At 56.1% G+C, this 18087-nt stretch carries 19 protein-coding genes; 11 read left to right on the top strand and 8 right to left on the bottom strand.

Annotated elements, in window-relative coordinates; genetic code table 11:
* The first annotated feature begins 3 nt into the window (after positions 1 to 3).
* The 6 genes from mzrA (at position 4) to CVE23_RS03310 (ending at position 3314) form a co-directional block, all read left to right on the top strand.
* Positions 4 to 354 (top strand): EnvZ/OmpR regulon moderator MzrA, encoded by a 351-nt coding sequence (gene mzrA / locus CVE23_RS03335; RefSeq protein ID WP_038917772.1) that lies wholly within the window; start codon positions 4 to 6, stop codon positions 352 to 354.
* A 187-nt stretch (positions 355 to 541) separates the two neighbouring features.
* Positions 542 to 847, top strand: coding sequence for an ElaB/YgaM/YqjD family protein (locus CVE23_RS03330; RefSeq protein ID WP_038917771.1), 306 nt, complete (start codon positions 542 to 544; stop codon positions 845 to 847).
* Between the two features lie 3 nt (positions 848 to 850).
* Positions 851 to 1249, top strand: a complete 399-nt coding sequence (locus CVE23_RS03325; RefSeq protein ID WP_038662552.1) for a phage holin family protein — start codon at positions 851 to 853, stop codon at positions 1247 to 1249.
* Entirely contained in the window at positions 1246 to 1542 is a 297-nt protein-coding gene (locus tag CVE23_RS03320) for a YqjK-like family protein (RefSeq protein WP_049854606.1), read from the top strand. Before CVE23_RS03325 ends, CVE23_RS03320 begins: the two co-directional genes overlap by 4 nt.
* 285 nt (positions 1543 to 1827) lie before the next feature.
* Positions 1828 to 2223, top strand: coding sequence for a DoxX family protein (locus CVE23_RS03315; RefSeq protein ID WP_038662558.1), 396 nt, complete (start codon positions 1828 to 1830; stop codon positions 2221 to 2223).
* 104 nt (positions 2224 to 2327) lie between these two features.
* On the top strand, positions 2328 to 3314 hold the full coding sequence (locus CVE23_RS03310; RefSeq protein WP_100848899.1) for a glutathione S-transferase family protein: 987 nt from the start codon (positions 2328 to 2330) through the stop codon (positions 3312 to 3314).
* A 106-nt stretch (positions 3315 to 3420) separates the two neighbouring features.
* On the opposite strand, the gene CVE23_RS03305 is transcribed toward CVE23_RS03310, so the two are convergent.
* Positions 3421 to 4317: a LysR family transcriptional regulator gene (locus CVE23_RS03305; RefSeq protein ID WP_038917767.1), complete on the bottom strand. Its 897-nt coding sequence runs from the start codon at positions 4315 to 4317 to the stop codon at positions 3421 to 3423.
* 109 nt (positions 4318 to 4426) lie between these two features.
* Here CVE23_RS03305 and CVE23_RS03300 point away from each other — a divergent pair, with 109 nt between their 5' ends.
* The gene (locus CVE23_RS03300; protein WP_100848898.1) at positions 4427 to 5131 is read left to right on the top strand and encodes a pirin family protein; all 705 of its coding nucleotides are present in this window, start codon (positions 4427 to 4429) and stop codon (positions 5129 to 5131) included.
* Positions 5132 to 5383: 252 nt separating this feature from the next.
* On the top strand, positions 5384 to 5893 hold the full coding sequence (zur, locus tag CVE23_RS03295) for a zinc uptake transcriptional repressor Zur (RefSeq protein ID WP_033570633.1): 510 nt from the start codon (positions 5384 to 5386) through the stop codon (positions 5891 to 5893).
* Positions 5894 to 6196: 303 nt separating this feature from the next.
* Here the strand turns inward: zur and lexA are convergent, their stop codons facing one another.
* Positions 6197 to 6808: a transcriptional repressor LexA gene (gene lexA / locus CVE23_RS03290; RefSeq protein ID WP_022632067.1), complete on the bottom strand. Its 612-nt coding sequence runs from the start codon at positions 6806 to 6808 to the stop codon at positions 6197 to 6199.
* 109 nt (positions 6809 to 6917) lie between these two features.
* A complete protein-coding gene (locus tag CVE23_RS03285; RefSeq protein ID WP_038662574.1) occupies positions 6918 to 7283 on the bottom strand; it encodes a diacylglycerol kinase in 366 nt (121 codons plus the stop codon).
* Between the two features lie 128 nt (positions 7284 to 7411).
* On the opposite strand from CVE23_RS03285, the gene plsB reads away from it, so the two are divergent.
* Positions 7412 to 9889, top strand: coding sequence for a glycerol-3-phosphate 1-O-acyltransferase PlsB (plsB, locus tag CVE23_RS03280; RefSeq protein WP_038917765.1), 2478 nt, complete (start codon positions 7412 to 7414; stop codon positions 9887 to 9889).
* Between the two features lie 54 nt (positions 9890 to 9943).
* Here the strand turns inward: plsB and ubiA are convergent, their stop codons facing one another.
* The 5 genes from ubiA to CVE23_RS03255 form a co-directional block, all read right to left on the bottom strand.
* Positions 9944 to 10807 (bottom strand): 4-hydroxybenzoate octaprenyltransferase, encoded by an 864-nt coding sequence (ubiA, locus tag CVE23_RS03275; RefSeq protein WP_100848897.1) that lies wholly within the window; start codon positions 10805 to 10807, stop codon positions 9944 to 9946.
* Positions 10808 to 10828: 21 nt separating this feature from the next.
* Complete coding sequence (gene ubiC, locus CVE23_RS03270) at positions 10829 to 11344, bottom strand: chorismate lyase (protein ID WP_038917764.1); 516 nt, start codon at positions 11342 to 11344, stop codon at positions 10829 to 10831.
* Positions 11345 to 11882: 538 nt separating this feature from the next.
* A complete protein-coding gene (groL, locus tag CVE23_RS03265; protein WP_033570628.1) occupies positions 11883 to 13529 on the bottom strand; it encodes a chaperonin GroEL in 1647 nt (548 codons plus the stop codon).
* A gap of 45 nt (positions 13530 to 13574) precedes the next feature.
* Positions 13575 to 13868, bottom strand: coding sequence for a co-chaperone GroES (locus CVE23_RS03260; protein WP_013316258.1), 294 nt, complete (start codon positions 13866 to 13868; stop codon positions 13575 to 13577).
* Between the two features lie 193 nt (positions 13869 to 14061).
* A complete protein-coding gene (locus tag CVE23_RS03255) occupies positions 14062 to 14565 on the bottom strand; it encodes an FxsA family protein (RefSeq protein ID WP_038662588.1) in 504 nt (167 codons plus the stop codon).
* Between the two features lie 590 nt (positions 14566 to 15155).
* Here CVE23_RS03255 and aspA point away from each other — a divergent pair.
* Both aspA and CVE23_RS03240 read left to right on the top strand, forming a co-directional pair.
* On the top strand, positions 15156 to 16595 hold the full coding sequence (gene aspA / locus CVE23_RS03245) for an aspartate ammonia-lyase (RefSeq protein ID WP_038917763.1): 1440 nt from the start codon (positions 15156 to 15158) through the stop codon (positions 16593 to 16595).
* A gap of 190 nt (positions 16596 to 16785) precedes the next feature.
* Positions 16786 to 18087 carry an anaerobic C4-dicarboxylate transporter gene (locus CVE23_RS03240; RefSeq protein WP_038917762.1) on the top strand — a complete coding sequence of 434 codons (1302 nt, stop codon included), beginning with the start codon at positions 16786 to 16788 and terminating at the stop codon, positions 18085 to 18087.

Raw genomic sequence — 18087 nt, 5'->3', positions numbered from 1 at the left:
TTGATGACCAACCGCAGGTTCAGAAAGCCCTCCGCCTGGCGTCTGTTGCTGCTGCTGTTGCCGCTGGTCGTGCTGCTCTCTATGTCGTCACGGCGTCTGCCGGACGAGGTGATGCTGCACATTACCCCGCTGCATCAGGGCGCGCCTTTGCCGGATGGCTTCTATATTTACCAGCGGCTTAACGAACGGGGTATCGCCATCAAGAGCATTACCCCGGAAAACGACAGCATCATCGTGCGGCTGTCTTCGCCGGAGCAAAGCGGCGCGGCCAGAGAAATACTGAGCACCGCGCTGCCGCACGCCCTTGTCATCGCCCAACGCATCAACGGCGCTTCGCCGGTTATCAGAAGCTGATCCCCTGCGGACACGAACTGTGCGCCGCCTGTTATGTCATTCCCTTCTTTTCGAACTAATTTCGCCAGTTTTACAGCGGGTTATCAGAATTATCCGTAGTCATTCCTTCAGCAAAGATGAAAATCTGCACTATAGTTAACACTGAAAGTGGTTAACACTATGATTCATCAAATAAAGGAGTGTTCACATGGCACAAGAATCCAATACCGAACAGTTGCGAGCAGAGCTGCGTTCTCTGGGAGACACACTGGAAGAGGTGTTACGCTCCTCCAGCGATAAGTCCAAAGCCGAACTGGACAAACTGCGCGATAAGGCTGAAACCGTCCTCAAAGAGTCACGCGAACGTCTGAATGACACCGGCGAACGGATTACGGCGCAAGCCCGCGAAGCGACCCAGTGCGCCGATGATTTCGTACATAAAAATCCCTGGACCGGGGTTGGCATCGGTGCCGCCGTCGGCGTGGTGTTGGGTCTGTTGCTGGCTCGCCGTTAACTTATGGAGACAGAACCGCAACGCCAGGGCCCCGGCAGCACCGCCGTTTCCACCGTACAGCGGATTCTCGCCATTCTGGTCGGTATGGCGGAAACACGCCTCAGACTGGCGGTGGTGGAACTGGAGCAGGAAAAAAACCTGCTGATTCAGTTGTTGCTGATGGTGGGGTTGACCCTGCTGTTCACGGCGTTTGGCCTGATGAGCCTGATTGTGCTGATTATCTGGAGCATTGATCCGGCCTTGCGCCTGACGGCATTGTGCTGGATCACCGCCGCCCTGTTTGGACTGGCGTTGTTCGGCGCGCTCTGGACGCTAAAACGCCTGCGCCGTTCCACGCTATTGCGGGACACACGCAAAGAGCTGGCGACGGATCGTTCGCTGCTGGAGGATGAGTCAAAATGAATCGTCAGCAGCGTCTGGCCGCCGAAAAACAGCAACTGCTACGTCAGATCCAACAACAACGGCTGGATCTGGCGGCGAACAAAAACCGTTGGCTGGAAATCACCGCACCCTGCGACGACTACTGGCAGAAATTGGCGCGGATACGCCGCTATCTGGTCGTGATCCCGCCGATCGTCGCCATACTGGGGATACGCCACCCGCGGCGGCTGATGAACCTGGCACGCAAGGCCGCCGGCATCTGGAGCGCATTAAAGCTGATACGCTCCGTAGTGCAATCACCGCCACGGCGGTGAAGCCCGGTTTTCCATCTTTTCGCCGCACGGTTCGTTCACCATGTATCCTCGTCACGTTTTATCATCACCGGGGTCGGCATACATACCGTTTCCCGGTTTTTTCGTTCATCGGTCGCCGGCATGGTCAATTTTTCTGACATAAAACAACAATTTTACTCGCTGGCACCGGCCCGCTTTCGCCTCTAGTATTCTTCCCATCTGTTACACAAACGTTCTAAACAAGCCACGCCGGATGCGCCCTTGTCGATTTTGCTCCGGCAGCAAACACACTACTGGAGAATATCGATGAAAAATTTTGAGAATGCATTGCTGATGGTTGCCCGTATTCTGCTGCCAATCCTGTTTATCGTTGCCGGTTACGGCAAACTGGGCGCATCTTACGCCGCAACCCAACAGTATATGCAGGCGATGGGCGTTCCGGGCGCACTGCTGCCATTGACCATTCTGCTGGAACTGGGCGGCGGTCTGGCGGTTCTGTTTGGCTTCCTGACCCGCACCGCTGCAATCGCCACCGCAATTTTCACGCTGCTGACCGCATTCATTTTCCATACTGATTTCGCTCAGGGCGCCAACCAGTTGATGTTCATGAAAAACCTGTCTATCGCCGGCGGCTATGTACTGCTGTTCGTCACCGGTCCGGGCGCATTCAGCATCGACCGTCTGCTGAACAAAAAATGGTAATGGCAGTCTGAATAATCAGTTGAGCAACACAGCCTGACTATCATTTGATGGCGGTCGACAGCATGCTGTGACCGCCATTGTCATTATTCCTGGAGGATCCAGCTATGGGATTATTGGTTGACGGCGTATGGCACGACACCTGGTATGAAACCCAGTCATCCGGCGGACATTTCAAGCGGCCGCAGACATTTTTCCGCAACTGGGTCACCGCCGACGGCGAAGCCGGCCCGACGGGCACCGGCGGTTTCAAAGCAGAAGCTGGTCGCTACCATCTGTACGTATCGCTGGCCTGCCCCTGGGCTCATCGCACGTTGTTACTGCGAAAACTCAAAGGTCTGGAACAACACATCGATGTCTCGGTGGTGCACCCGCTGATGCTGGACCACGGCTGGACCTTCGACACCGATTTTCCACAGGCCACCGGCGACACGCTATATCAGCACGAATTTCTCTATCAGCTTTATCTGCACGCCAAAGCCGACTACAGCGGGCGAGTCACCGTTCCCGTGCTGTGGGACACTCAGCAGCACACCATCGTCAGCAATGAATCCGCGGATATCATCCGTATGCTCAACAGCGCGTTCGACGGTTGCGGCGCCATACCCGGTGATTACTATCCGCTGGCGCTGCGAGGGCAAATCGACGAGCTGAACGAGTGGATTTACCACCAGGTTAACAACGGCGTGTACAAAGCCGGCTTTGCCACAACGCAAACCGCTTACGACGAATCCGTCGGGCTGGTATTTACCGCCCTGGACAAACTGGAAACCATCCTCGCCCGGCAACGTTATCTGGCCGGCGATCGTCTCACTGAAGCAGACATTCGTTTGTGGACGACGTTGATCCGTTTTGATCCGGTCTATCACACCCATTTCAAATGCGACAAACGCCGGATAAGCGATTACCCGAACCTGTATGGTTATCTGCGTGAGATCTATCAGTTGCCCGGCGTAGCCGACACCGTGGACATAGCGCATATCCGCCACCACTACTATCGCAGTCACGGCACCATCAACCCTCACGGCATCATCTCCGTAGGGCCGGAGATGGACCTGAATACGCCGCACGGCCGTGATAAACGCTACCCGTAATCTCTGGTGAACAGCGCGTACGATTTACCGACACGCTCCAGACACAACAACGCCGCCGGTTGATTTTAGCCAACCGGCGGCGTTGTATTTTGCCTTCATGCCGCCATCAAAACGCGTTGAATATGCGCGGAATTTCCCGTAAAAACCACGCCTTGGCTTCGCCCATACTGTCGCGCCGCCATGCCATGATAATTTGAGCTTCCATGGAATCTTCCGGACTTACCACTCGCAGACGGCCTTCGGCGATATCCTGCGCCACCCGCTCATACGGCATGGTCGCCACCCCCAACCCGGCCAGCAACGCCCGGCGCTTGTCATCCATCGAACTCACGGTCAGGCGCGGCTGTTTATCCAGCAGTTGCACCGTCAACACCGGACGCTCGCGAGCGGTATCAGCGATAGCAATACCCCGGTATTTGACACGAGTCACTTCCGATAACGGTTCGGGCTCATCGTGAATCGGGTGGTCCGGGCTGGCCACATACACGTTTTTCATCAAATAGAGTTTGCGGGTGTTGATCTCTGAAGACGAACGAAAGTGCATGTCCGGCGCGACAACGATATCCGCTCGCCCCTGCTCCAGCCGTTCCCACGCCCCGGCCAGCACTTCGGTCAATAATGACACCTGGGTATTGGCCTTTAGCGATAGCTTGTCCAACAGCGGAAAAAAGTGCTCGGTCGGCACCAGCGCTTCCACCACGATGGTCAGGTGGGTTTCCCATCCTCGCGCCAGCGCTTCGGCATCCGTGGTTAGTTTGTCGGCGGCTTCCAGCAGAATTCGTCCCCGCTCCAGCAGCATCCGTCCGACATTAGTGAATTTGGTGCGATGGCCTGAGCGGTCGAACAGCACCACATCCAGTTCATCCTCCAGTTTCTGCATGGTATAACTCAGAGCGGACGGGACTCGCCCCAGTTCATCTGCAGCGGCAGCAAAACTTCCCCGGCGATCGATGGCGTCCATGACCCTTAAAGCTTCTAGTGTTAATGCCCGTTCTTTTGCCATTTCTTCACTCATTCAGGATTTTTGAACGTACCGACCAGATTAACTGGCTAACAATCCATCGTCCAGACAATTACTATCGCTTTATCAATAATTCTCAGGGTCGAATACCATGATCATTAGCAGAGCAGCAGAACAATGCGGCCAGGCTAACTATGGCTGGTTGCAGGCACGTTACACCTTTTCTTTCGGTCATTACTTTGATCCTGATCTACTGGGTTTCGCCTCGCTGCGGGTGCTCAATCAGGAAGTGCTGGCCCCGGGTGCCTCTTTTCAGCCACGAACCTATCCGCGCGTCGACATTCTGAACATCCTGTTGCAGGGCGAGGCGGAATACCGCGACAGCAACGGTAATCATACCCGCGCCAAAGCGGGCGAAGCCTTGCTGCTGGCCGCCCAGCCCAACGTTAGTTACAGCGAACACAATATCGGCGACGACACGCCGCTGACCCGGCTGCAACTGTGGCTGGACGCCTGCCCAACGCGGGAAAACCGGTGTTTGCAGCGGTTAGCGCTAAAAGACCAACCTTACCAGTTGCTGGCATCGCCGGATGAGTCGGCCAGCGCCTTTCATTTGCGTCAGCAGGTGTGGATCCACCATCTGAATCTGGCGGCCGGCGAGCAGCACAACCTGACGCTAAACGGCAACCGCGCCTATCTGCAATCGATTCACGGCACGATCAGCATCAACGGCAATAGCGCTGCGATTCCCAACGTATTGCGCTGCGGCGACGGCGCGTTTGTTCAGCAGGAAAACAGCCTTATCATCCGGGCGGAAACCGCCACACGAGCATTGCTGATCGATCTGGTGGTCTAAGCCTGACCCGTGCTCGTACAAAGTCCCGCCACGCATGTTGCCTTCCGCCCTGACCACCAGGTTTCAGGGCGGTGCCGGCGCCGCGAATCAGGCCGGTACACGGCAGGGATTCCGCTATGAAGAAAATGAATCGCCAGTTATGCAGTGTGACGAGAGATGGCCTAGCGCAACCTTGCGGCAGCCATCTCGGCGTTTTTATTCAGTCATGGTAAGATGCCGCCATGATTTCACACTCGCTTCAGGGTTACTGCAATGGATTCAACCAATCCGGACAAACTTGTTGCCCAGGCTGAACAGCTTTGCCAGCAACGCAATGTGCGTCTGACGCCACAGCGTCAGGAAGTGTTGCGCTTGATGGCCCAGCAACCCGGTGCGATCAGCGCGTATGATCTGCTGGATTTGCTTCGCGTTTCCGAGCCTCAGGCCAAGCCTCCCACCGTTTATCGCGCGCTGGATTTCCTGCTGGAACAAGGTTTTATCCACAAGGTGGAGTCCACCAACAGCTATGTGCTGTGCCATCATTTCGAAGAACATAGCCATACTTCGGCATTGTTTATATGCGACCGCTGCGGGCAGGTGACGGAACGTCAGACGGAAGGCGTTGAGGAAACGCTGCACCAGTTGGCGAAACAGGCTGGCTTCGCTCTGCGTCACAGTGTGGTGGAAGCCCACGGCTTGTGTGGCGAATGCCAGAAGGTGGAGTCCTGCGAACATCGGGACAGCTGTAATCATGATCACAGCATCATGGTGAAGAAACGCTAAGTGTGAAGCATTGCTTCACACTACTCTTTCTAAATACATGATTCTTAATGAATACATTATTCGTTCTGAAGGCAGCTATTTGTTCTGAAGGCAGCTATTCTTTCTGAAAACAGCTATTCGTTCTAAAGACAGTTATTCGTTCTGAATAAAGTGATTCTTCCTGAATACACCACGCGTCCCTGAATTCATACATCACGTTCAGCCCGGTCAAAGTACCGGGCAGTACAGGCGTTCATCCAGACAAGCTGAACACCTGCATGGGCGGCAGCATCCATCCTTCAAAGGCGGACTAAAGCAGGGGCGTTAGCTCCAGTCGCTGTTGCGGATTACGCCAACCGCCAATCCTTCAATCGAGAAATTCTGCTCACGCAGATCGACCACGATTGGAGCGAACTCTTTGTTTTCCGCCAGCAGTTGCACAACATTGCCCTGCTTTTTCAGTCGCTTGACCGTCACTTCATCTTCAATGCGCGCGACCACCACCTGGCCGTTACGCACATCCTGCGTTTTATGCACCGCCAGCAGGTCGCCGTCCAGAATACCGATATCTTTCATCGACATCCCGCTGACCCGCAGCAGGAAATCGGCGCTGGGCTTGAACATCGCCGGGTCGACCTGATAGTGGCATTCGATGTGCTGTTGCGCCAGCAACGGTTCACCGGCGGCGACGCGACCGATCAACGGCAATCCCTGATCTTCTTCTTCCATCAGCAGGCGAATACCGCGGGAAGCGCCGGTGACGATCTCAATAACGCCTTTACGCGCCAGCGCCTTGAGATGTTCCTCAGCCGCATTCGGCGAACGGAAGCCAAGCTGACTGGCGATTTCGGCCCGGGTGGGCGGCATACCGGTTTGTGAAATATGATCGCGAATCAGATCATAAACCTGCTGTTGTCTGGTAGTTAGCGCTTTCATTCCGCCCCCTGGTTGTTTATACAGTTTCGCTGTGAGTATATACAGGGAAAGTGCCGATGGGAACCGCGATATCGCTATTGCGCGGATTTTTCTGCGATTATGCAAAGCGTCACGCAAAACGATTCCACAGTATCGCCCCCCATACTCCGGTCGCCAGCAAACAGGCGACAAATACCGCCGCCGAACCGATGTCCTTCGCCCGGCCGGACAATTCGTGGTAATCCATGCCGACCCGATCCACCACCGCTTCAATAGCGCTATTGACCAGCTCAAACAGCACGATCAGCACCACGGAACCGATCAACAACAGCCGTTCCACCATTGAAACCGGCAGCCAGCAGGCAATAATAATCGCAGCAAGCGTGAGTAATGACTCCTGGCGAAATGCCGCTTCGTGCCGCCATGCCTGTTTCAACCCTTGTAGCGAATAACCCGCCGCCTTGATGATGCGGGTTATTCCGGTTGTTTTGTTCATGCTTACTCCACCTTTAATTTGTCATTGGCCGCAATTTTAACGCGTCGTCATGGTCTCATCACCACAGATATCCTGCCGGGTTTCTGGTATCCTTGGCCCGCATTGCTAACAAGAGGCTTCTGGTTGTTATGTCAGGTTGGCGTAGAATCTACTATAAACTACTGAATTTCCCACTAAAACTCTTGGTAAAGAGTAAGGTTATCCCACAGGATCCCGTTAACGAACAACGTCTGGATCCGGCGCGGCCGATCTTCTATGTGCTGCCCTACAATTCCAAGGCGGATCTGCTGACTCTGCGCACCAAATGTCTGGAGCTCAATCTGCCCGATCCGTTGCAGCCGTTGCAGATCGACGGAAAAACCTTGCCGAGCCACGTATTTGTCAACGACGGCCCGCGTCTGTTCCGTTACTACGTGCCCAAACAGCAGTCGATAAAGTTGTTTCACGACTATCTGGATCTGCATCGCAACAATCCGGAACTCGACATACAGATGGTGCCGGTGTCGGTCATGTTCGGCCGTTCCCCAGGCCGCGAAGGCCAGAATCAGGACACGCCGCATCTGCGGTTGCTGAACGGCATAGAGAAATTCTTCGCCGTTCTGTGGCTGGGTCGCGACAGCTTTGTGCGTTTCTCCGTTCCCGTTTCGCTGCGTTACATGGCGACCGAGCACGGCACCGACAAGACCATCGCCCACAAACTGGCGCGCGTGGCGCGTATGCACTTCTCCCGTCTGCGACTGGCGGCCGTCGGCCCGCGTTTACCGGTTCGTCAGGAGTTGTTCAACAAGCTGTTGTCTTCCCGCGCCATCGCCAAAGCGATTGATGATGAGGCGCGGGTCAAGAAGATTTCCCACGACAAGGCACAGCAGAACGCCATCACGCTGCTCGAAGAGATTGCCGCCGACTTCTCCTATGAAGCCGTCAGGCTATCCGACCGTGTGCTGGGCTGGACCTGGAACCGTCTGTACCAGGGCATCAACGTGCACAATGCCGAGCGGGTACGCCAGTTGGCGCAGGACGGGCATGAAATCGTCTATGTTCCCTGCCACCGCAGCCACATGGACTATCTGCTGCTCTCTTACGTGCTCTACCATCAGGGGCTGGTGCCGCCGCACATCGCCGCCGGCATCAACCTTAACTTCTGGCCGGCCGGTCCGATCTTCCGCCGTCTCGGCGCCTTTTTCATCCGCCGGACCTTCAAAGGCAACAAGCTCTATTCGACCCTGTTCCGCGAGTATCTGGGCGAGTTGTTTACCCGCGGTTATTCGGTGGAGTACTTCGTCGAAGGCGGCCGTTCTCGCACCGGCCGTTTGCTGGAGCCGAAGACCGGCACGCTGGCGATGACCATTCAGGCGATGCTGCGCGGCGGCACCCGCCCGATCACGCTGGTGCCGATTTACATCGGCTACGAACACGTGATGGAAGTGGGCACCTACGCCAAAGAGCTGCGCGGCGCCACCAAGGAAAAAGAAGGCTTCCTGCAGATGGTGCGCGGGCTGCGCAAGCTGCGTAATCTCGGCCAGGGGTACGTTAACATCGGCGAGCCGCTGTCGCTGACCACCTACCTCAACAACCGCGTGCCGCAGTGGCGCGACGCCATCGATCCTATCGATCCGCAACGTCCGGCCTGGCTGACGCCGACCGTACAGGATATCGCCGACGACATCATGGTGCGCATCAACAACGCGGCGGCGGCCAACGCCATGAACCTGTGCTGCACCGCGCTGTTGGCTTCCCGCCAGCGGGCGCTGACGCGCGAGCAGATGGAAGAGCAGTTGGAGTGTTATCTGCAGTTGTTGCGTAACGTTCCTTACAGCAGCGATATCACCGTGCCGAACAAAACCGCCGCCGAGTTGCTGGAACACGCGCTCGGTATGGACAAGTTCGAGGTGGAAAAGGACAACGTCGGCGACATTATTATCCTGCCGCGCGAGCAGGCGGTGCTGATGACGTACTATCGCAATAACATTCACCATATGCTGGTGTTGCCATCACTGGTTGCCAGCATCGTAATGCATTATCGCCGGATCACCACCGAAGAACTGCTGCGCCAGATAACGCTGATTTATCCGCTGCTGCAGGCCGAATTGTTCCTGCATTACAAGAAGTCCGAACTGTCCGCTGTACTGGATTCGCTGGTGTCCGAGCTGGCACGTCAGCAGTTGATTCTGAATAAGGACGGCGGGCTGGAACTGAACCCGGCGCGTATCCGCGCGCTGCAATTGCTGGCCGCCGGTGTCCGCGAAACGCTGCAGCGTTACGCTATTACCCTGGCGTTGCTGAACGCCAACCCGACCATCAGCCGCGGCGCGCTGGAGAAAGAGAGCCGCAGCATGGCGCAGCGTCTTTCGGTGTTGCACGGTATCAACGCACCGGAGTTTTTCGACAAGGCGGTGTTCTCAACGCTGGTCAACACGTTGCGTAACGAAGGGTATGTCAGTGACAGCGGCGATGCAGTGCTGGAACACGTCCAGGCGATTTACGCCATTCTGGGCGAGCTGCTGACTCCGGAAGTGAAGCTGACGATTGAAAGCGCCAGTCTGGCGCAGGAAAGCGACGATAGCGAACCTGCCGCCAGTATCGTCGAAAAAGAAGAAACCGAGTGATAATCAGCCCTGCGGATCGACTCCGCAGGGCTGCATTTATTACCAGGAAAACGGTTACAGACCGAACAGGATGCCGAAAAACAGCACCATCCCCACGTAGTTATTGTTTTTGAACGCCCGAAAACAGTCATCGCGCTCACGCCCGGCAATCAGTTTCTGCTGATAAGCGAACAAGGCGGCGGCCGCCAGCACCGACCAGTAAAAAACCTGACTCAGCCCCATCATCCGCCCCAGCGCCAGCATCGCCACCAGCGTCATCAGTTGCAGTACGCCGATAATCAGGGTGTCGTGACTGCCAAACAGAATGGCGGTGGATTTTATCCCGATCTTGAGGTCATCGTCGCGATCCACCATGGCGTATTCGGTGTCGTAAGCGACGGTCCAGCAGATATAGGCAAAAAACATCAGCCAGCAGGTGGCAGGCAATGATTCGCTGACAGCGGCGTAAGCCATCGGGATCGACCAGCCAAACGCCGCGCCCAGCACCAGTTGCGGCAGATGGCTGACGCGCTTCATAAATGGGTATACCCAGGCCAGCGCCAGCGCGGCGACCGATAACCAGATGGTCAACGGATTCATGGTCAGCACCAGGCCGAACGCCAGTAACACCAGCACGACAAACAGCACCTTGGCGGATTGTTCGCTCACCAAGCCAGCCGGCAACGGACGCGCGGCGGTGCGTTTAACATGACCGTCGAAATGGCGGTCGGCGTAGTCATTGATCACACACCCTGCCGCACGCATCAGGAACACGCCCGCCACGAACACCAGCAGCGTCCAGGGTGCCGGCGTTCCTCGCCCTGCCAGCCACAATGCCCACAGTGTCGGCCATAACAACAACAGGGTGCCAATCGGGTTGTCGATACGCATCAGGCGACAATACGCGCCCCAGCGTTCTGACGTTAACAGTCTTTCCAACGCCTGATTCTCCTTCTGCACTCAGCCCTGATGGGCGTCGGGGAAATAAATGGGGGCATCCGGCAAAAACAGCTCGGTGATCAGCAACGGATTGCCCGACAAAAGCAAACGTGAACGCCGCACCCACAGCGCCCCGCTTCGGCCGGTCTGAATCACATCGCGCGGCGGCGGTCCCTGCAGAAACAAATAACGCCCCAGCGGCGTGTTACCGATCTGCGTCAGGTCAATATCGGCCTCCTCCAGCGTCTGCTCCGGTATTACCGTGCGGCCGAATAACCAGGGCTTGCCATCACCCAGCAGCGTCACCTCACGCAGCCAATAACGTTCACTCAGCGGCAACAGCGCCGATTCGCCAGCCATATCCAGCGACGACACAAACTGCTCTTCGCTAACCTCCACGGTCAGCCGCAGGCAATGCCGTTCCAGACGACGCGTCATAGAATCGCGGTAAACCAACCAGTCCACCACTGACGCGGGTAAATCTTCAGGCGCGCACCACTCAACCGAGTGCAGGCTAGCCAACGCCTTATCAGACATGTATCCCATTCCACCCGGTGTTTAATAAATAAAATCTACCCAAAATAATTCGAGTTGCAGGACAACACGCTGGCGTGTTGAACAACGCTACGCGTTGGCCCTTCAGGGCAAGGCTCATTAGCGCCTTGTAACACGGCAACCGAATGAATCCCCGAGAGCTTACATAAGTAAGTGACCGGGATGAACGACAAATTGGCGTAAGCCGATTTGAACGCAGCCAACACACCTGCAACTTGAAGTATGAAAGGTATAAACGCGCTTATTGTAGCGCAGATGCTCAGTGTAGCGAAGAATCGTACGCTGATAACAGGCTCTGAACCGCCTGTTAACGATTTGAGTAATTTTTACACAATCTATCAGCCCGGCTCACACCCTGTTGCAAACTAGCGGGTAGCCAAACCTCATCACACATGAGGTACGTTCCTGCGCTCACCCTGCATACCGGCAGCCCTTAAAAAAAACTACCCGGCCGAAGCCGGGTAGTTTTTACAGTGCGACAGGCACCACAGCAAGAATATTGCTGCGGTCGCGCGGCAGATTACATCATGCCGCCCATACCACCCATACCGCCCATGCCGCCAGCAGCGCCTAAGTCAGGCGCGTCGCCTTTCGGCAGCTCGGTCACCATACATTCGGTGGTGATCATCAGGCCGGCAACGGAAGCCGCGTACTGCAGCGCAGAACGGGTTACTTTGGTCGGATCCAGGATACCCATGTCGATCATGTTGCCGTACTGCTCGGTCGCCGCGTTGTAACCGTAGTTGCCTTCGCCCGCTTTCACGTTGTTGGCAACCACTGACGGTTCTTCACCGGCGTTGGACACGATCTGACGCAGCGGCGCTTCCATAGAGCGCAGCGCAACTTTGATACCCACGTTCTGGTCTTCGTTGTCGCCAGTCAGTGCGCTGATGGATGCCGCTACGCGCACCAGCGCCACGCCGCCACCAGCAACCACGCCTTCTTCAACGGCGGCACGGGTCGCGTGCAGCGCGTCTTCAACGCGGGCTTTCTTCTCTTTCATTTCCACTTCGGTCGCTGCGCCAACCTTGATAACGGCAACGCCGCCTGCCAGTTTGGCTACGCGTTCCTGCAGTTTTTCACGATCGTAGTCGGAAGTGGCTTCTTCGATCTGCTGACGAATCTGGGTCACGCGGCCCTGAATCGCGGCTTCGTCGCCCACGCCATCGATGATGGTGGTGGTATCTTTGTTGATAACCACGCGTTTAGCCTGACCCAGATCTTCCAGGGTGGCTTTTTCCAGTTCCAGACCGATTTCTTCGGAAATCACGGTACCGGAAGTCAGGGTAGCGATGTCCTGCAGCATGGCTTTACGACGGTCGCCGAAGCCCGGCGCTTTCACCGCGGCCACTTTCACGATGCCGCGCATGGTGTTGACCACCAGCGTCGCCAGCGCTTCGCCTTCCACGTCTTCAGCGATGATCAGCAGCGGTTTGCCTGCTTTGGCAACGGCTTCCAGCACCGGCAGCATTTCGCGGATGTTGGAGATTTTCTTGTCAGCCAGCAGAATGAACGGGCTTTCCAGCTCAACAGAACCGGTTTCCGGCTTGTTGATGAAGTACGGAGACAGGTAACCGCGGTCGAACTGCATACCTTCCACCACGTCCAGTTCGTCCTGCAGACCGGAACCTTCTTCAACGGTGATCACGCCTTCTTTACCTACTTTTTCCATGGCTTCGGCGATCAGCTTGCCCACGGTTTCGTCGGAGTTGGCGGAGATGGTGCCTACCTGAGCGATGGCTTTGGTATCAGCGCAAGGTACAGACAGTTTCTTCAGTTCTTCTACTGCGGCGATAACGGCTTTGTCGATACCGCGTTTCAGATCCATCGGGTTCATGCCCGCGGCAACGGCTTTCAGACCTTCGTTAACGATAGCCTGAGCCAGTACGGTCGCGGTGGTGGTGCCGTCGCCTGCCGCATCGTTGGCTTTGGAGGCAACTTCTTTCACCATCTGGGCGCCCATGTTCTCGAACTTGTCTTCCAGTTCGATCTCACGTGCAACGGACACGCCGTCTTTGGTGATGGTCGGCGAGCCGAAGGATTTGTCCAGTACCACGTTACGGCCTTTCGGGCCCAGCGTTACTTTCACTGCATCAGCCAGCACATTAACGCCACGCAACATTTTTACCCGAGCGTCATTACCGAATTTTACGTCTTTAGCTGCCATTGGTAGTTTCCCTTGAATTCGTTTCGTTCAGATGATTACGTGAGATTAGGCTTCAACAATCGCCAGAATGTCGCTTTCAGACATGATCAACACTTCTTCGTTATCGATCTTCTCAGTCTTCACGCCATAGCCATCATTGAAAATGACGATATCGCCAACCTTCACGTCCAGCGGTTTCACTTCACCGTTTTCCAGGATACGGCCATGGCCAACAGCCAGGACTTCACCACGGGTGGATTTACCCGCTGCAGAACCGGTCAGAACAATGCCGCCAGCAGATTTTGACTCGACTTCTTTGCGCTTGACGATCACGCGGTCATGCAATGGACGAATTTTCATTGATAGCTCTCCTTTGAGAAAGTCCATATCAGTTTAGGTTAAACGCCGGACGCACTCTGGCATCCGGCCTTGTGGTGAACTAAGTGGGGACGTTTCACGACGCTTCAAGGGAAAAAAGAAATTTTTTTTGCGTTAAGTGAAATTTTTCCGCCGGCCTGCGCCCGGCGCCGTTCCGCGCCCCTTCCGGCCGGGGTCAGCGCGGTGAGGAATCGTTGGGTGGATTGCCGTCGTGGCGGTCGTCATCGGACTTGTCCAGCCGCTCGTGCTCGTCTTTGCGCTGAAACTCGCCTTCAAACACATTGCCCTGCCCGCCGTGACCGCCCGGACCCGGACGGCCGCGCCAGATTTGCAGGTGCGGCATCAGCTTGAGCGTCAGGTGCTTCTGCACTGGCGGCAGCAGCAGCAACAAGCCGAGAAAGTCGGTGAAAAATCCCGGCACCACCAGCAGGAAACCGGCCAGTATCAAGGATACGCTTTTAACCAGTTCGGCCGCCGGACTTTCCCCCGCCTGCAGGCGCTGCTGCATCAGCATGATGTTCTTCACGCCCTGGTTACGCACCATGGAGATCCCGATACAGGACGTCAGCACGACCAGCAGCAAGGTGAGCGCCACGCCCAGCACTTCGGCCACCCGAATAAAAATAGAGATTTCGATGTAAACGAACAAAAAAATCAGCAAAAGCGGTAACCAGCGCACCCGAAACTCCTGTGGTTGATATTTAACCCATTGATAGAAATATTGACTTAGAGCCTATCCCAATCGGCGTCATTGGCGCAGCCAGTTTGGACTCGGACAGCGCGCAGAACCCGGAGCGTACACGTAGTACGTGAGGGTTTCGAGCACTGCCCAGGTCCAAAATGGCAAGTAAAATAGCCCTATTGGGATAGGCTCTTAACAGCGCGCGGTCATATTCCTTACCTCATGCTGTCATCACGAACAGGTATGAAGATACGACCAGTTGGCGTGGTACAGTACTTTATACTCGAACACGCCATTTACCCATACTGGCGGACGCTAATCAGGAGATGGTAGTGCAAACGCCGTTTTTCAACCACGATGGTGATGTATCCGTTTATTCCTGCGCCACGGTCATGACCCTCATCACAGTTCACACAGTAGGAGAGAGATGACCGCCCATATGTGATCGGGGCAACGGAAATCCTGCATAACAACAGAATATCATAACAACAACAGCGAGCATGGTGGTTAAACATTCTGCTGCTGTCCTCCACGGTAAGACGATACATCCTATAAATTCTAATCGACAGAAGTAAGAGAAGGCTCTCATGTCAGATAACATTCGCATTGAAGAAGATCTGTTAGGTACCAGAGAAGTTCCGGCTGATGCGTATTACGGCGTCCACACGCTGCGCGCGATAGAAAACTTCTATATCAGCAACCAGAAAATCAGCGACATCCCGGAATTCGTACGCGGCATGGTAATGGTCAAAAAAGCCGCGGCCATGGCTAACCGTGAACTTCAGACCATACCGCGCAAGATTGCCGACACCATCATCAAAGCCTGCGATGAAGTGCTGGTCAACGGCAAATGCCTGGACCAGTTTCCGGTCGACGTGTTTCAGGGCGGCGCGGGCACGTCCGTCAACATGAACACCAACGAAGTGCTGGCCAACATCGGTCTGGAACTGATGGGCCATAAAAAAGGGGAATATCAGTATCTGAACCCCAATGACCACGTCAACAAATGCCAGTCCACCAACGATGCCTACCCCACCGGTTTCCGCATCGCGGTGTACAACTGCATTCTGAAACTGGTCGAAGCCGTGACCGTACTGGGCGATGGCTTTGAGCAGAAGGCGAAAGAATTCGAAAACATCCTGAAAATGGGTCGCACCCAGTTGCAGGATGCGGTACCGATGTCGCTGGGCCAGGAGTTCCACGCTTTCAACGTGCTGCTGAAAGAAGAGAACAAAAACCTGCTGCGCACCGCGGAACTGCTGCTGGAAGTGAACCTGGGCGCCACCGCTATCGGCACCCGTCTGAACACCCCGGAAGGCTACCAGCCACTGGCGGTGCAGAAACTGGCGGAAGTGAGCAAACTGCCGTGCGTACCGGCGGAAGACCTGATCGAAGCCACCTCCGACTGCGGCGCCTACGTGATGGTGCACAGCACGCTGAAACGTCTGGCGGTCAAACTGTCCAAGATCTGTAACGACCTGCGTCTGCTCTCTTCCGGCCCGCGCGCCGGCCTGAACGAAATCAACCTGCCGGAACTGCAGGCCGGTTCCTCCATCATGCCCGCCAAGGTCAACCCGGTGGTGCCGGAGGTGGTTAATCAGGTGTGCTTCAAAGTCATCGGCAACGATACCTGCGTTACCATGGCGGCCGAAGCCGGTCAGTTGCAGTTGAACGTGATGGAGCCGGTCATCGGCCAGGCGATGTTTGAATCCACCCAGATTCTGACCAACGCCTGCTACAACCTGCTGGAAAAATGCGTCGAAGGCATCACCGCCAATAAAGACGTCTGCGAATCCTACGTATTTAATTCCATCGGCATCGTGACGTACCTGAACCCGTTCATCGGTCACCACAACGGCGACATCGTCGGCAAGATCTGCGCCGAAACCGGCAAGAGCGTGCGTGAAGTGGTGCTGGAGCGCGGTCTGCTGACCGAAGCCGAGCTGGATGACATCTTCTCGGTGCAAAACCTGATGCACCCGGCTTACAAAGCCAAACGCTACACCGAAGACCAAGACGCGTCGTAATCCCGCGCGGTCTGTTCTGTAAGGCACGTCAGTCCCGCCTGGGGCTGCGTGCCTTTATTCTATTCACTACTATTCATTCGCTACTTTTTTCCGCGCCGCAAAAGGCCAGGCTGTCGCCACAGCCATAAGAAAAAGATATGGAAAGACGTTTTGCAATGTCACGGACAACAAAATCAGAAGGAACATCAACATGGTTATTCTGGAACTGTTTATCGTACTCCTCGCTATTTATTTGGGCGCCAGACTCGGCGGCATCGGCATCGGTTTTGCCGGTGGGCTGGGTGTACTGGTTCTGACGCTGGGGTTTCACATCAAACCGGGCGCGATCCCGTTCGACGTGATTGAAATCATCATGGCGGTTATCGCCGCTATCGCCGCCATGCAGGTAGCAGGCGGCATGGATTATCTGGTCAGTCTGGCGGAAAAATTGCTGCGCCGTCAGCCGCGTTACGTCACCTTTCTCGCGCCGCTGGTGACCTATTTCATGACACTGCTGGCTGGCACCGGCCACACCGCGTTCTCCACCCTGCCGGTTATCGCCGAGGTGGCGAAAGAACAGGGCATCCGCCCGTCCCGTCCGCTGTCGATCGCAGTGGTCGCCTCGCAGATCGCCATTACCGCCTCGCCGATCTCCGCCGCGGTGGTCTTCGTCGCCGGTCTGCTGGAACCGAAAGGCGTGAGCTATCTGGCGCTGCTCGGCATCTGCATTCCCAGTACGCTGATCGCCATCATGCTGACCGCCGTGTTCACCAACTTTCTCGGCAAGGAGCTGAAAGATGACGAGGTTTATCAGGAGCGCCTGCGCAAAGGCGAAGTCACCCTGCGCGGTCACGGCCAACTGGCGCTGAAACCGGGCGCCAAACGTTCGGTCGGGCTGTTTCTTGTCGGCATCATCGCCGTGGTGCTGTACGCTACCGCCATCAGCGACACCGTCGGGCTGATCCATAACCCGGTGTTGCCGCGCAATGAAGCGATTGTGGTGTTCATGCTGACCATCGCCACGTTGATCTGCCTGACCTGCCACGTCGATACCGCCCAAATCCTCAGCGCCAGCACCTTCAAGTCCGGTATGAGCGCCTGCGTGTGCGTAATGGGCGTAGCCTGGCTGGGCGATACCTTCGTCAAAGCGCACCTTGCCGATATTCAGAGTACGGCGGGCACGCTGTTGCAGAGCCACCCGTGGATGCTGGCGGTGGTGCTGTTCTTCGCCGCGACGCTGCTCTATTCGCAGGCCGCTACCGCCAAAGCGCTAATGCCGGCCGCGCTGCTGCTGGGCGTTAGCCCGGTGACGGCGATTGCCTCGTTTGCCGCGGTATCGGCGCTGTTCGTGCTGCCCACCTACCCCACGCTGCTGGCGGCGGTGGAAATGGACGACACCGGTTCAACCCGTATCGGCAAGTACGTGTTCAACCATGCGTTTCTGATCCCCGGCGTGGTGGCGATTTCGCTGTCGGTCGCCTTCGGCTTCGTTATCGGTCACCTGGTGCTGTAA

The sequence above is a fragment of the Dickeya fangzhongdai genome, from assembly GCF_002812485.1.
In the GTDB taxonomy this organism is placed as follows: domain Bacteria; phylum Pseudomonadota; class Gammaproteobacteria; order Enterobacterales; family Enterobacteriaceae; genus Dickeya; species Dickeya fangzhongdai.
This window is presented reverse-complemented; position numbering and strand designations above follow the sequence as displayed.

Bases quoted from the DNA above. Each gene is read 5' to 3' on its own strand.
- mzrA (WP_038917772.1), top strand. From the start codon at position 4: ATGACCAACCGCAGGTTCAGAAAGCCCTCCGCCTGGCGTCTGTTGCTG.
- CVE23_RS03330 (WP_038917771.1), top strand. From the start codon at position 542: ATGGCACAAGAATCCAATACCGAACAGTTGCGAGCAGAGCTGCGTTCT.
- CVE23_RS03325 (WP_038662552.1), top strand. From the start codon at position 851: ATGGAGACAGAACCGCAACGCCAGGGCCCCGGCAGCACCGCCGTTTCC.
- CVE23_RS03320 (WP_049854606.1), top strand. From the start codon at position 1,246: ATGAATCGTCAGCAGCGTCTGGCCGCCGAAAAACAGCAACTGCTACGT.
- CVE23_RS03315 (WP_038662558.1), top strand. From the start codon at position 1,828: ATGAAAAATTTTGAGAATGCATTGCTGATGGTTGCCCGTATTCTGCTG.
- CVE23_RS03310 (WP_100848899.1), top strand. From the start codon at position 2,328: ATGGGATTATTGGTTGACGGCGTATGGCACGACACCTGGTATGAAACC.
- CVE23_RS03305 (WP_038917767.1), bottom strand. From the start codon at position 4,317: ATGGCAAAAGAACGGGCATTAACACTAGAAGCTTTAAGGGTCATGGAC.
- CVE23_RS03300 (WP_100848898.1), top strand. From the start codon at position 4,427: ATGATCATTAGCAGAGCAGCAGAACAATGCGGCCAGGCTAACTATGGC.
- zur (WP_033570633.1), top strand. From the start codon at position 5,384: ATGGATTCAACCAATCCGGACAAACTTGTTGCCCAGGCTGAACAGCTT.
- lexA (WP_022632067.1), bottom strand. From the start codon at position 6,808: ATGAAAGCGCTAACTACCAGACAACAGCAGGTTTATGATCTGATTCGC.
- CVE23_RS03285 (WP_038662574.1), bottom strand. From the start codon at position 7,283: ATGAACAAAACAACCGGAATAACCCGCATCATCAAGGCGGCGGGTTAT.
- plsB (WP_038917765.1), top strand. From the start codon at position 7,412: ATGTCAGGTTGGCGTAGAATCTACTATAAACTACTGAATTTCCCACTA.
- ubiC (WP_038917764.1), bottom strand. From the start codon at position 11,344: ATGTCTGATAAGGCGTTGGCTAGCCTGCACTCGGTTGAGTGGTGCGCG.
- groL (WP_033570628.1), bottom strand. From the start codon at position 13,529: ATGGCAGCTAAAGACGTAAAATTCGGTAATGACGCTCGGGTAAAAATG.
- CVE23_RS03260 (WP_013316258.1), bottom strand. From the start codon at position 13,868: ATGAAAATTCGTCCATTGCATGACCGCGTGATCGTCAAGCGCAAAGAA.
- aspA (WP_038917763.1), top strand. From the start codon at position 15,156: ATGTCAGATAACATTCGCATTGAAGAAGATCTGTTAGGTACCAGAGAA.
- CVE23_RS03240 (WP_038917762.1), top strand. From the start codon at position 16,786: ATGGTTATTCTGGAACTGTTTATCGTACTCCTCGCTATTTATTTGGGC.